At 41.1% G+C, this 13,574-nt stretch carries 11 protein-coding genes; 8 read left to right on the top strand and 3 right to left on the bottom strand.

Annotation, left to right across the window (positions count from 1 at the left end; genetic code table 11):
* Positions 1 to 78 precede the first annotated feature (78 nt).
* The 3 genes from PDL71_RS01175 to mqnC all read right to left on the bottom strand — a co-directional run bounded on the left by PDL71_RS01175 (position 79) and on the right by mqnC (position 3,075).
* Entirely contained in the window at positions 79 to 567 is a 489-nt protein-coding gene (locus PDL71_RS01175) for a DUF805 domain-containing protein (RefSeq protein ID WP_407524311.1), read from the bottom strand.
* A gap of 193 nt (positions 568 to 760) precedes the next feature.
* Entirely contained in the window at positions 761 to 1,879 is a 1,119-nt protein-coding gene (locus tag PDL71_RS01170) for a tyrosine-type recombinase/integrase (protein ID WP_407524309.1), read from the bottom strand.
* A 71-nt stretch (positions 1,880 to 1,950) separates the two neighbouring features.
* Positions 1,951 to 3,075, bottom strand: coding sequence for a cyclic dehypoxanthinyl futalosine synthase (mqnC, locus tag PDL71_RS01165; RefSeq protein WP_407524307.1), 1,125 nt, complete (start codon positions 3,073 to 3,075; stop codon positions 1,951 to 1,953).
* A gap of 140 nt (positions 3,076 to 3,215) precedes the next feature.
* On the opposite strand from mqnC, the gene PDL71_RS01160 reads away from it, so the two are divergent.
* From PDL71_RS01160 to PDL71_RS01125, 8 genes are all read left to right on the top strand, one after another.
* Positions 3,216 to 4,403, top strand: coding sequence for an aspartyl protease family protein (locus PDL71_RS01160; protein WP_407524305.1), 1,188 nt, complete (start codon positions 3,216 to 3,218; stop codon positions 4,401 to 4,403).
* An 86-nt stretch (positions 4,404 to 4,489) separates the two neighbouring features.
* Positions 4,490 to 5,728 (top strand): M16 family metallopeptidase, encoded by a 1,239-nt coding sequence (locus PDL71_RS01155; RefSeq protein ID WP_407524303.1) that lies wholly within the window; start codon positions 4,490 to 4,492, stop codon positions 5,726 to 5,728.
* A gap of 2 nt (positions 5,729 to 5,730) precedes the next feature.
* Positions 5,731 to 7,029, top strand: a complete 1,299-nt coding sequence (locus PDL71_RS01150; RefSeq protein ID WP_407524301.1) for a M16 family metallopeptidase — start codon at positions 5,731 to 5,733, stop codon at positions 7,027 to 7,029.
* Between the two features lie 30 nt (positions 7,030 to 7,059).
* The gene (locus PDL71_RS01145; protein WP_407524299.1) at positions 7,060 to 7,425 is read left to right on the top strand and encodes a phage holin family protein; all 366 of its coding nucleotides are present in this window, start codon (positions 7,060 to 7,062) and stop codon (positions 7,423 to 7,425) included.
* A gap of 3 nt (positions 7,426 to 7,428) precedes the next feature.
* Positions 7,429 to 9,435, top strand: a complete 2,007-nt coding sequence (locus tag PDL71_RS01140) for a thiamine pyrophosphate-dependent enzyme (protein WP_407524297.1) — start codon at positions 7,429 to 7,431, stop codon at positions 9,433 to 9,435.
* Between the two features lie 59 nt (positions 9,436 to 9,494).
* Positions 9,495 to 11,090, top strand: coding sequence for a hypothetical protein (locus PDL71_RS01135; protein ID WP_407524295.1), 1,596 nt, complete (start codon positions 9,495 to 9,497; stop codon positions 11,088 to 11,090).
* A 67-nt stretch (positions 11,091 to 11,157) separates the two neighbouring features.
* Positions 11,158 to 11,286 (top strand): hypothetical protein, encoded by a 129-nt coding sequence (locus PDL71_RS01130; protein WP_407528438.1) that lies wholly within the window; start codon positions 11,158 to 11,160, stop codon positions 11,284 to 11,286.
* Between the two features lie 92 nt (positions 11,287 to 11,378).
* Positions 11,379 to 13,358: a prolyl oligopeptidase family serine peptidase gene (locus PDL71_RS01125; RefSeq protein ID WP_407524293.1), complete on the top strand. Its 1,980-nt coding sequence runs from the start codon at positions 11,379 to 11,381 to the stop codon at positions 13,356 to 13,358.
* Positions 13,359 to 13,574 lie beyond the last annotated feature (216 nt).

Here is a 13,574-nt window from a genome sequence, read left to right as displayed (position 1 = left end):
TAAATAGATTATCAGGCAGGGGTTTGTACTGCTGATTGTGAGATTTCTTATGTCAAACATAAATTGGTGGATTGTGTATTAACGATATAAGTCGCCGCTTTGATATTCGCCGCTATTTGATTGATTTTGGTTATATGAATTTCCAGAATTTGGGTTGTTATGTCCACCACTATAGCCACCTTGATAGCCTGTTCCTGTGTTAGTTGGTGAAGTTTGATTAAAGTGAGCTTGATTATTGCCTTGAATTCCTTTGGGGTTGTCACCATACTGATTTGTTCCGGGTTGTCCATCAGCAAACAAAAGCCAAAATCCATAGAATGGAATTAGTTGCCACCAGCCGCTATTTCCTAAATCATGGCAACGCTTTGCACCTTGTGCCCAAATAAATATTAATGCTGGCAACATCAAAAGGTAGAAAAGTACGAGTGTTCCGCCAGGGTCGGAAGAACGACTACCAAGTCCTACCATTGCACCAATTATCATTTGTGCAATTACAAGAAAGAGCATACTTAAGCCGTATTCAGTCCTTCTGATACGTCCGTCAAAAGAGAATGGAGCTTTAAACATAAATTGTCAATTTTGGTGGTTAAATATAATTAGGGATTTGTATAGTTTTATCTGTCGAAATTTAGTAGTGTCGCCCCGCATGCCGCACAACACGTGTATTTATGTTATTACACGTAGTGCTAATTTAAAAAACGTTTTTGAAAATCAATGCTTTACTGTTCAACATTTTGTATTGTTGTTAGTACAATACGTTTTACCATTCTACCCCTCCCTCCTTCATTAAATCATCAAAAGGGCTAACGATGTTTACAAGTTTTTGCTTGCTTACATGTAGATAGCGTTCTGTTGTTCTGATATCAAAATGCCCTAATAAATCTTTAATATATTTAATATCCGTTCCCTTATCCAATAAATGCGTGGCAAAACTATGCCGTAAACTATGTACACCTACATCTTTATGAATACCTGCCTTTTGCCTCGCTTTGGCAAAAATCTGCTGTATGGTTCGGGTAGGATAGGCAGTAAATGTTTGTTCTGATTCAAATAAATAAACCGTTGGTTTGGGTTTGTATTCCGCAATATAGTTTCGCAGAATATCCAGCAGCAACGGGCTCAGATTCACATACCGGTCCTTCTTGCCTTTGGCACGTTCAATAAACAGCTGCATTCGTTTGCTGTCAACATCTTTTATTTTCAGGTGGGCAACCTCACTAACCCTTAACCCGGCACTATATACTGTAAATAACATTGCTTTATGCTTCTTATTAGTAAGTGCATTAAACAGTTTTCTGATTTCATCTTCGTTCAATAGTTTGGGAAGTTGCAGCGCTCTTTTCGGTCTTGGTATCTCCCAGAAAAACTTCTCCCGGCGCAGTACCTGCTCATAATAAAACTTAAGTGCGTTCAACCTGCTGTGCAAGGTATTTTCAGAAAGCTTCAGTTGTGTTACACAATAAAGCATATACCGTTTCAGATGCTCGGGTGTAAGATCCTGTACAGGTACATCACCTAACTTCTGCAACAACTGGCAAAATTCATTACGGTAAGTTTGCAGGGTACTGCGGCTGTATTTCTTTAAGGCCAGCTTTTCAAGAAAAAGCAGCAGTTGTTCTTTATTGTTTGCTGATAGTTTGGACGAAGAGGCATTTACTTTTTCTTGTATTACAGCCAGGTCGGTTTGCGGTGCAAGTCCGCATTTCTTACGGTTCTCCGGTGTATCAGGAATATGCCATCCTTTTAATGTACTGCTCCATTGAGCACCCGGTACTTTTCGTATCCGTTCATTCCATGTTTTATGATGGGCAAATTGTACCAGTATGCGGCTGCGGCCACGGTGTTGTGTTAAGGAGTAAGTAATGGCAGGGGTGTTCATTGTTTTTCGATCCTGCCAATTTAAGAAATCCACGGTATTTTACCACCGTAGTAAATGCGTCAACCATCTCCTTAATAATCCACCACCTGCTCTTCAATTACGGCAGGTAACTCCCGCCACTCATATTGCTGGTTGCGGAGTTGCGGTTCAAAACCTGCTTCACGGATGGCATCCTGTATGCTCTTATACGTAAACCGGTGAGGGGCGCCGGCAGCGCTCACTACATTTTCTTCCAGCATAATACTACCAAAATCATTGGCGCCGGCATGTAAACAGATCTGTGCTGTTTGCTTGCCCACCGTAAGCCAGCTCGCCTGTATGTTCTTAACATTCGGCAGCATCATACGGCTCAGGGCAATCATACGTACATACTCATCAGCCGTGGTAAGATTGTGTACACCACGTATTTTGGCCAACAAGGTATCAACATCCTGGAAGGTCCAGGGGATGAAGGCAAGGAAACCTTTGGCTTCAGCCGGTTTGCGGCTTTGTACTTCTCTTATCTTTTCTAAATGTTCAAAACGCTCTCTCAATGTTTCCACATGACCAAACATCATAGTACCGCTGGTGGTAATATTGAGCTTATGTGCTTCATGCATAATATCCAGCCACTCCTGCGCACCACACTTGCCTTTGCTGATGAGGCGGCGCACACGGTCAATCAGTATTTCAGCACCGGCACCGGGTAAGGAATCCATACCCGCTTCTTTCAATGCAGTGAGTACTTCACGGTGCGTACTCTTTTCTAACTTGGTAATATGTGCTACTTCGGGCGGGCCTAAAGTGTGCAGTTTGATGTTGGGATATAATTGTTTGAGTTGTTTGAAGAGCGTGGTATAAAATTCCAATCCTAACTCAGGATGATGACCGCCCTGCAGCAACAATTGATCACCACCCCAGCGGATGGTTTCATCAATCTTTTTCTTATACGTTTCAATATCGGTGATGTAGGCTTCCGCATGGCCGGGCACACGAAAGAAATTGCAGAACTTACAGTTGGCAATACACACATTGGTGGTATTTATATTACGGTCTATCTGCCAGGTAACCTTACCATGCGGCACCTGCACCTTGCGCATTTCATTGGCCACATACATCAGCTCTGTTAAAGGAGCCTGCTCATAAAGAAACATTCCTTCTTCTACGGTTAAAAATTCAAAGGCAAGGGCTTTCTGGTAAAGATCCTGTAAGTGCATAAAGATGAGATTAAGAAATACGGGTTGAAATACAGGCATTGTATTCCATCAGCAAAATTACAGGCAACCGTGCATCCAACCACGAAGCGTTTTTGTAAAAATCATTGTCTATCAATAAGAAATTCAACTATTTTTCCTGAATGATGCGATTTTGCCTGCTTGTTTATGCCCTGTTATGCCTGTTTACTGCAAAAAGTCAACAGGTTGATTATCCGCAGGCACGCCTTCTCACCAGTTTTAAATTTGAACAGCTCACTGGCGGTATCGTCATCGTACATGCCACGCTGGATAATTTTGGTGATACACTCAATTTTATTCTGGATACAGGCAGCGGCGGTATTTCTTTGGATACACTTACGGCTGCTTATTACAAACTGCCGCTGGAGGCAAGTGATAAAACCATTAAAGGCATCGGCGGCGTCAAGGGTCTTTCATTTTACAAAAACGGTACGCTTCACTTTCCCGGACTGGATGTATCCAATCTTGATTTTCATATCAACGATTATGAAATTCTTACGGAAGTATATGGCTTTCGGGTGGATGGTATTATTGGTTACAGTTTTTTCCGTCGTTATATTGTAGGGCTGGATTATAACACGGGTTTACTCAGCATTTACACACCCGGTAAATACAACTATCCTAAAAACGGTACTTATTTAAAACCCGCTTTTACCAATATACCGGTGACCCGTCATGAAATAGGCGATCTTAAAAACTACTTCAGTAATTTTTACTTTGATACCGGCGCCGGTATGTGCATTATGCTGAGTGAGCAGTTTGTAAACGATAGTGTACTGCTCAGCAGTAAACGGAAAATTGTAGCCACACAGGTGGAAGGACTGGTAGGGAAGATCACCATGAAACTTTCTACTCTTAAAACAGTGCAGATTGGTCCTTACCGCTTTAAAAGAGTTCCCGTGCACATCTATAAAGATTCTGTAAACGTGTTCAGCTACCCCACGCTGGTGGGATTGCTGGGCAGTGATCTGCTGCGTCGTTTTAATATTGTACTCAATTACCCGGACCGAACCATCCACCTCAGCCCCAACAGTCATTACCGGGATGCTTTTGATTACTCTTACACCGGCATGAACTATTATTTTATTGATGGCAAAGTGGTGATTACTGAAATACAACAGGACTCCCCGGCTGAAAAAGCAGGCTTCCAACCCGGCGATATTATTTTTGGTATTGAAAATAACTTCAGCAATAACATACAGCAGTACAAAGCCCTCCTGCAAAACCACGGACAAAAACTCAACATTATCGTGTTCCGTAATAACAAGCCGCTCCTGCTGGAACTTAAAGTGGGCAGCATCTTAAAATAAACCACCGTTGCGGTGCTGTTAATTCCTGTACACCGTGGCAAAGTTTTACCGAAATTTGCTGTTCCTCTCAAGAAAGGATTTTTTCCATGATACAATTTGAACGTTTTACACTGAGCAACGGATTAAAACTCCTCATTCATAAAGATGTAAGCACTCCAATGGCTGTAGTAAATGTGTTGTACGATGTGGGGGCACGTGATGAAAAAGAATCACAAACCGGCTTTGCTCATTTGTTTGAACACCTCATGTTTGGCGGCAGCATTCATATTCCGGATTATGATGAGCCGCTGCAGCTGGCCGGTGGTGAAAACAATGCTTACACTACGAATGATTTAACCAACTATTACTGTCAGCTGCCGGCAGAAAACCTGGAAACCGCTTTCTGGTTGGAGAGTGATCGCATGTTAAGCCTTGCCTTTAGTGAAAAGAGCCTGGATGTGCAACGCAAAGTGGTGAGCGAAGAGTTTAAAGAGCATTATCTCAATAAACCTTACGGTGATGTGTGGCACAAAATGCGGGAGATGGCTTACAAAGTACATCCCTATAAATGGATGACGATTGGGAAAGAACTCAAACATATTGAAGAAGCTCAACTGCAGGATGTAAAAAACTTCTTTACCAAACATTATAACCCGGCCAATGCCATACTCGTTGTTGCTGGTAATGTAGAAACAGAACAGGTGTTGCAACTGGCGGAAAAATGGTTTGGTACTATTCCTTCCGGTGAAAAATATATCCGCTCTTTACCAAAGGAACCACAGCAAACAGCCGCCCGCCGCCTGGAAGTAAAAGCGGATGTGCCCATTGATGCGTTCATCAAAACATGGCATATGGGCAGCAGGTTAGAACGGGGTTATTATGTAGCCGATTTAATTACAGATATACTGGGCGGCGGTGCCAGCAGCCGCTTGTTTCAGAAACTGGTGAAAGAGCAGCAGTTGTTCAGCAACCTGGATTGTTATCATTTCGGCAGCATAGATACAGGTTTGTTAACCATTGAAGGCAAACTGGTAAAAGGGGTTTCTATTGAAAAGGCCGAAGCTGCTGTAGAAGCAGAGTTACAGCAACTCAAAGAAACAGTAGTGGATGAAAAAGAACTGCAGAAAGTAAAAAATAAAACAGAGAGCACCATTTTGTTTGAAGACATGAGTGTGATGAGCCGTGCCAACAGTCTTGCTTTTTATGAACTGCTGGGCGATGCACAACTGATGAATGATGAACTGGAAAAATATCAAAGCATTACAGCAGAAGAGTTGCGTGCTGAGTGTGAACGGATTTTTGATGAACGCAACAGTAACACATTATATTACTTAGCAAAGAACTGATCATGAGCGTAGCAGCACAACAACTTAACAGAAAGAAAGCGCCTCTCATAAAAGATGCCACCGAATTTGATTTACATCTCAAGCCGTATCAAAAAATTGTTTTGGATAATGGTGTGGAAGTGTATGCCGTAAACGCCGGTACCCAGGAAGTGATGAGTGTGGAGCTGGTATTTTTTGCAGGCAACTGGTACGAGCAGCAGAACAATGTGGCCGCTGCTACCAACTTCTTATTAAAGAACGGCACCCGTACTAAAAGTGCTTTCCAGATCAATGAACATTTTGATTATTACGGCTCCCATTTAAGCAGAGGTTGTTATAACGAAACAGCCAACATTGTATTACACTGTATTAATCGTCATTTAGGTACACACCTGCCCGTAATTGCAGAACTCATCACAGAAGCTGTGTATCCGCAACAGGAGCTGGACATCTACCGCCAAAATGCCAAACAGCGTTTGAGTGTAAATCTCAAGAAATGTGATTTTGTAGCAGGCAGATTAATTGATGAATATGTGTTTGGCCGCAATCATCCCTACGGTGTGTACAGTAATTCGGCAGATTATGATGCCTTGAACACAGAACAACTGCTTGCTTATTACAAAGAGTATTATACCCATGGACGTTGTGTGGTTTTTGCCGGCGGATTATTGCCTGCTGATTTTGAAAAGCAGTTGAATCAAACCATCGGTCAGTTGCCGCTTAATAAAAATCACAGCAAAGAAATCTTTCATCCGCTTACGCCTGCGGTTGAAAAGAAATACAGGATCATGAATGATGAGAAAGGAGTGCAGGGCGCTATTCGTTTGGCACAACCATTCCCCAACCGTCATCATCCTGATTTTCAGAAAGTGCAGGTGTTGAACACTCTGTTTGGCGGCTTCTTTGGATCGAGGCTTATGAGTAATATCCGTGAAGACAAAGGATATACATATGGCATTCATTCTTATATTCTCAATCACATTGCTACTACGGCCTGGATGATCAGCACCGAAGCAGGAAGAGATGTGTGTGAAGCAACCATCAACGAAGTGTATCATGAAATGGAAGAGCTTCGTAATGAAACAGTGGAGGCTGAAGAATTGCAGTTGGTGAAAAACTATCTCATCGGCACCATCCTGGGAGATCTGGATGGGCCGTTTCATATCATCGGCCGTTGGAAGAATTTAATTTTAAACGGGCTGGATGAACATTATTTTTATTCATCGGTACAAACCATTAAAAGCATATCAGCTGAAGAGTTGAAACAGTTGGCCAATAAGTATTTACAGCCGGAAAAGTTTTATGAGCTCGTGGTTGTATAATGAGTTTCGTCAAGCCCTAAAACAAACAAAATGAAATTTCTCACCAAAGTATTCATCACAGCAGTTAACGCATTTGTGCTGGCCTATTTATTGCCGGGTATTGAAATCAAAGATTTTTTAACAGCTGTTATTGTAGCATTAGTGTTGGCTGTATTGGATGCAGTAGTGAAACCATTGCTCATCTTATTTACTTTGCCCGCTACGATTTTTACGTTGGGTCTGTTTCTGTTTGTAATCAATGCCTGTATTATATTAATTGATGCCTATTTTGTAGGTGGCTTTGAAATTGCAGTACCTAAATTCTGGTATGCTTTATTATTCAGTATTTGTTTGTCCATTGCCAATTCCATTGTGCACCGCATTGCACTGAAAGACGAAAAGCAAAAATCAAATTGATGTATGCAGTTTGACAGAAAGAATTTAACGAACGAAGAGGTTGTACATATGTACCGCCGCCTGTTGTGGCCCCGCATGATTGAAGAAAAAATGCTGGTGCTGTTGCGGCAGGGAAAAATTTCCAAATGGTTCAGTGGTATTGGACAGGAAGCGATTGCCGTTGGAGCCACTATGGCTTTGCAGCAAGATGAATGGGTCTTTCCCTTACACAGGAACTTAGGTGTATTCACCACCCGTAACATGCCCCTGCATAAACTATTCATGCAATGGCAGGGTAATAAGGAAGGATACAGCAAAGGACGGGAACGCAGTTTTCATTTCGGAAGTAAAGAACATCATATCTGCGGAATGATTTCACATCTTGGTCCGCAGTTGGCATTAGCAGATGGAGTAGCGCTGGCCCACAAACTCAGAAAAGAAAATAAAATTGCAGTTGCTTTTACCGGGGAAGGTGGCACCAGCGAAGGTGATTTTCATGAAGCATTGAATGTTGCTGCTGTGTGGGATCTGCCGGTGATCTTTATTATTGAAAATAATGGGTATGGCTTAAGCACACCTACTAATGAACAATACCGTTGTGAAAGTTTGGTGGAACGTGCCAGAGGGTATGGAATGGACGGCGTAAAAATTGATGGTAATAATATTTTAACCGTGTATGATACCATCAAAGGGGTGCGTGATTATTGTATCGAAAACCAAAAGCCTTATTTAATTGAGTGCATGACCTTTCGCATGCGTGGTCATGAGGAAGCAAGCGGTACCAAATATGTTCCTTCCTATTTGTTCGACATCTGGAAAGAAAAAGATCCCATCAAAAACTTTGAAGATTTTCTGTTGGCTGAAAATGTTTTATCGGCATCAATAGTTGAATCCATCCGCAATGAATTCAAACAAACCATAGAAGATGAATTGCAACTTGGATTTAATGCAAAACCGATGGTAGTGGATACGGAGGAAGAAGTGGAGGATGTATATAAACCAATAGCCGCCAGCAGTAAGTCATTAGTGATTAATAATTCTTCTGCTCACTATTCACCAATTGCGGTGAATGAAAAACGGTTTATTGATGGCATCAGTGAAGGATTGAAACAAAGTATGCAACAGCATCCCGGTCTCATCATTATGGGACAGGATATTGCAGAATACGGTGGTGCGTTTAAAATCACTGAAGGTTTTGTGCAGGAGTTTGGCAAAGAACGCATCCGCAACACACCTATTTGCGAAAGTGCGATAGTAGGTGCTGCATTAGGATTAAGCCTGGAAGGATATAAAGCAGTAATGGAAATGCAGTTTGCTGATTTTGTAACCGTAGGATTTAATCAAATCGTAAATAATCTTGCCAAGATGCATTACCGTTGGGGGCAACATGCGGATGTGGTGGTACGTATGCCCACGGGTGCAGGTGTAGGTGCAGGACCGTTTCATTCACAAAGCAATGAAGCGTGGTTCACCAAAGTACCGGGATTGAAAATTGTTTATCCAAGTACTCCTATGGATGCAAAAGGTTTGTTGATTGCTGCTATCAATGATCCCAACCCGGTGATGTACTTTGAACATAAAGCATTGTATCGTTCTGTAACCGGTAATGTGCCCGAGGAATATTATGAAATTGAAATCGGCAAAGCAAGACATGTAAGAAGCGGTGATGAAATTTCCATCATCACCTATGGTGCGGGTGTGCACTGGGCTGAAGATTATGCAGCCGAGCATCCGGAGATTTCCATTGATATCCTGGATCTGCGATCCTTAGCTCCGCTGGATTATGCAGCTATTCGTACCGCTGTGCTACGGTCAGGCAGGGTTTTGATCCTGCACGAAGACACATTGATTGGCGGCATTGGAGGTGAAATAGCTGCGTGGATTGCCGAGCATTGTTTTGCATTGCTGGATGCACCGGTGATGCGTTGCGCAAGCCTGGACACACCTATTCCGTTTAATATTGAGTTAGAGCAAAACTTTTTAGCGAAGGCGAGATTGGGTGAGATGGTGGAGAAGTTGATAGTTTATTAAATATTTTAATGACACCTAAGCATCTTATATTCCTTATTCTTTGGTGTAACAGCATTCAAATGCAAGCCCAGTTTAAAAAGCAATACGAAATACTTCATTTGCTTGATTCAGCAGGGTTAATATTAAAGTCAGAGAAGAGTCAATTTTTGGCTGAATTAAAACGCAAGGAAGATTGGGCGCAAAAACACAAAGAACAAATGTATTATGAATCTGAAATTGAGGATCAACCACATTACCCTCTTCAGATATTACAGCAACTAAAGATGTATTCTACACCTGGAACAAGATCTGTTCTAATCTTTAGACCGGCTTTCACAGAGATTAAAGAATCACAAAGGCAGGTAGTCCGGGAAGGGCTATATACATTCCTTAAAAAAATCGAATCCATCAATCTTGTCAGCAAAGAAACGGCTGAAAAAACACGAAAGGATATTGAAACTTTAACGATCAGGTCAAACTACGAATTGGTGGCAAGAGCTTGTAGTCTAACAGAAATCGAATATTTTCTTACTATAAATAAACTGGATAAGTTTCTTAAAGACTTGTTGAAACGGAAACTAATTAACGATGAAAAGTACGATGAACTTGTAAACGAATCGAAGCAAGGGAAGCTTTCTTCGTATAGAGAAGTTATCGAATCAATTGATAAGATGGTTGTAATTGATTTAAATGAGTATAGAGAATCAAATCAAAATGAAGTTTTTGAAAACATTTATAGAAAGACCGCAACCTGTTTTTCAGCGCTTTCGTTTGACAGCATTGCCTTTACTTTTATAAAAAATGAAGAAAGCAGTGAAAAGGATTTTTTAGTTATTGATGCAAAAGTTTCCATTTTTAAGGGTGGTAGCGTGTACACGTACAAAAGTTTTTATGATGCAGAGTATGTTAACAAAAGTCCTGATGATATTTCTGTTGTGCCTGAACAATACTACCAGGTATTTAATAAAATGCTTGCTGATCAAAATTCTCCTTACAGACTTCATCAGGTAATGCTTGATAAAAATGTGTTTGGCATCCTTCCTTTAACGAAAGAGCAGTTTGATGGATTACAATGGAGTTACAGCGGAATGAACAACGGTTATATTCAGGTTAGTTACGAAACATTCTCTAATGGACTCACACAAAGGAAAATAATGAATGTTTTAGAGCAATACGATTCAATCGGCCTTTTTTCTCATTTAACGAAAACTGAAATTGACTCGGCAAAAGCACTTGTATACGAATCTGAGATTAACTATTACTCTGATATTTTATCTTGTTTCAAAAATCTTGTATTTGAGATTGACTTGGAATATGGTGTTAATGAGGGGATGTATAAGTTGCTTACTTCAGAATTATCGAAATATTCAAAAGATGTTTTTAAGCCGGTTGATATTATTGATACTTATAATTATAAAAGGCGAAAAGAGTTTGACTTCGGGTTTTCATTGAACCAAACGAAATACCAAGTTAGATTATTTCAGAAAGATGATTGGCTGGATACCAGGTTTTTTGAGTTGATTGAAAAGGCTATCGCTGAATTTAAAGTTGATGGCAGGTTTTACTACGTTTATCCCTTAGATGGATTGCGGGTGATTTTCCTTACAGATAAACAGCACGGGTATTTAAAAAATAACAAACTCTTGGAATTGTCTGAAACAGCTACTAATGAATAGCTAGCTTGAATTGAGCTTTGGTAATCTTTCTTTACAACAGCGATTGCTCAAATTGGTGTTGCATGAAATGGGGCACAACTTTGGATTGCCGCATTGCCCCGATGAAGCTTGTTTTATGGTAGATGCTGATGGTCAAATGAAACTGGATAAAGAGCGATACCTCTGTGTAAAATGTAAAAGTCAACTCAAGTTCTGAGAAACTATTGTTTTTCTCAAATCCTTTGTATCTTTTACTTCCTCCTGAGAAAAATTCCTTCAACCATTTTTGAATTTTAAAACTGAATGAACATGAAATCAAAACTCTTGCTTGCAGTTATTTTTTTCATTACTGCTCACACAAATGCTCAAACCAACTGGAGCCCCGAGCAATGCATGAAACTCAAAAACATTTCTTCCACCATTGTGTCGCCTGATGGAAGTAAAGTATTGTACACCGTACGTGAAGCGATCATGACGGACGACCGCAGTGAATACATCAACAATGTATGGATTTGTAATGCAGATGGCAGCAATCATATCCAACTCACAAAGGGCGATAAGAACAGCAGCAACCCTGCATGGAGCCCCGATGGTAAGTGGATAAGCTTTACTTCCAACCGTGATGGCAAAACAAATTTGTATCTCTTATCACTCAACGGCGGTGAAGCTGAAAGAGTGACCGATGTAAAAACAGGCGTAGGAACGTACAGGTGGAGTAATAACGGGCACATGATTGCCTTTACCATGAGTGATGCTGCCAGTGATAAAGAAGAGAAAAACAAAAAATCAAAGAACGACTGGTATTATATGGATGAAGAAATTAAGCAAAACCGATTGTATGTACTATGGCTGCATCAAAAAGATACCAGCGGCAAACGCATCCAGAAACAACTCACAAAAGAAAACTATAATGTAAACAGTTTCAGCTGGAGTAAAGACGATGCACAAATTGTTTTCAGTCATGGCAAATCACCTGAAGCAAATGATGGCAACTACCAGGATATTTCTATCGCTGATGTAAATAATGCAACAGTAAAAACAATCCTCAACACAGCAGGTAATGAATCCAATCCCATCTTTAGTCCCGATGGCAGCAGTTTTGTTTTTCAATTTTCTCCTGCTCCTGTTGATTGGCCGGGCCCCACTTCTGTTGTTGTTTATACCATGAGCGATGGTAAAACCAAACAATTAAAATCAACTTCCAACGAAAGTGCAGGCATTGTAGGCTGGACAGCTGATAGTAAACATGTAATTGTACAGGATGGCAATAAAACACTCAGCACGGTGTATGTATTAAGTGCAGATGGTAACAGCATCAACGAATGGAATAAAAATGAAACTTCATTTCTTACATCAGCCACCATTAACAGCAGCAACACACATCTATCATTTCAATTACAATCATCATCACAATTTCCGCAGGCTTATGTAAGCAGTATCAGCAATTATGCTCCGGTAAAACTTACCACGGTAAATGCAGAAGCACTTAACAAACCTTTGCCCAAAACAGAACTCATCAAATGGAAAGGTGCTGATGGAAGAGAGATAGAAGGATTACTCACCTATCCGCTCAATTACAAAGCAGGCACAAAAGTTCCGTTGATATTAAATGTACACGGTGGCCCTGCAGGTGTGTTTACACAAAATTGTGTTGCGGCTAATGCAGGCACTTATCCCATTGCTGCTTTTGCTGAAATGGGTATTGCTGTGTTGCGTCCCAATCCACGTGGCAGTACAGGTTATGGTGCTGCATTCCGCATGGCCAATCGTGCTGACTGGGGCGGCAAAGATTATATTGATTTAATGAATGGTGTTGACTTTGTAATTAAGATGGGCGTCGCAGATGAAAATAAAACAGGCATCATGGGTTGGAGTTATGGTGGTTTTATGAGCAGTTGGGTAGTGGGTCACACCAATCGTTTTAAAGCAGCAAGTATTGGCGCACCCGTTGTTGATTTAGCGCATCAGAATTTAACGGATGATATTGAAGGTTTCCTTCCATCTTATTTCAAAATACAACCATGGGAAAACTGGAGTTTGCTGGATGCACATTCACCCTTGCGTTTTGTGCAGAATGTAAGCACGCCTGTTATGTTGCAGCACTGCGAAGGTGATTTGCGTGTGCCCATCAGCAACGGTATTATGTTTTACAACGCACTGCGTCGCCGCAATGTGCCGGTTCGCTTTTTAGTATTGCCTCGCCAGGCACACGGCCCTGTAGAACCAAGAATTACTATGAAAGTAATGCAGGCCAATTTAGAATGGTTCGGAAATTATATAAAGCCGTAGAAGAATTTTATGTAACGGGCTGAAGTATTTCATGGCAGCGGTATTGCGTCGCACTCTTGTACGTTCTGTTTGCTATGGCATCAATAAAGTGTAAGAGAAAAATAAAATATAATCTTCAAAATTATTAAAGCAGATAAGGGCGGCCGAAGGCCGCCCTTATCTGCTTCTCTTCATGCGGTTGGTCAGGAGACCAGACCTCGGCGTGCTTTTTTCTTT

The organism is Lacibacter sp. MH-610 (genome assembly GCF_045780045.1).
Lineage (GTDB): Bacteria > Bacteroidota > Bacteroidia > Chitinophagales > Chitinophagaceae > Lacibacter.
The sequence above is the reverse complement of the archived record's forward strand: the minus strand, read 5'-3'. Positions and strand labels throughout refer to the sequence as shown.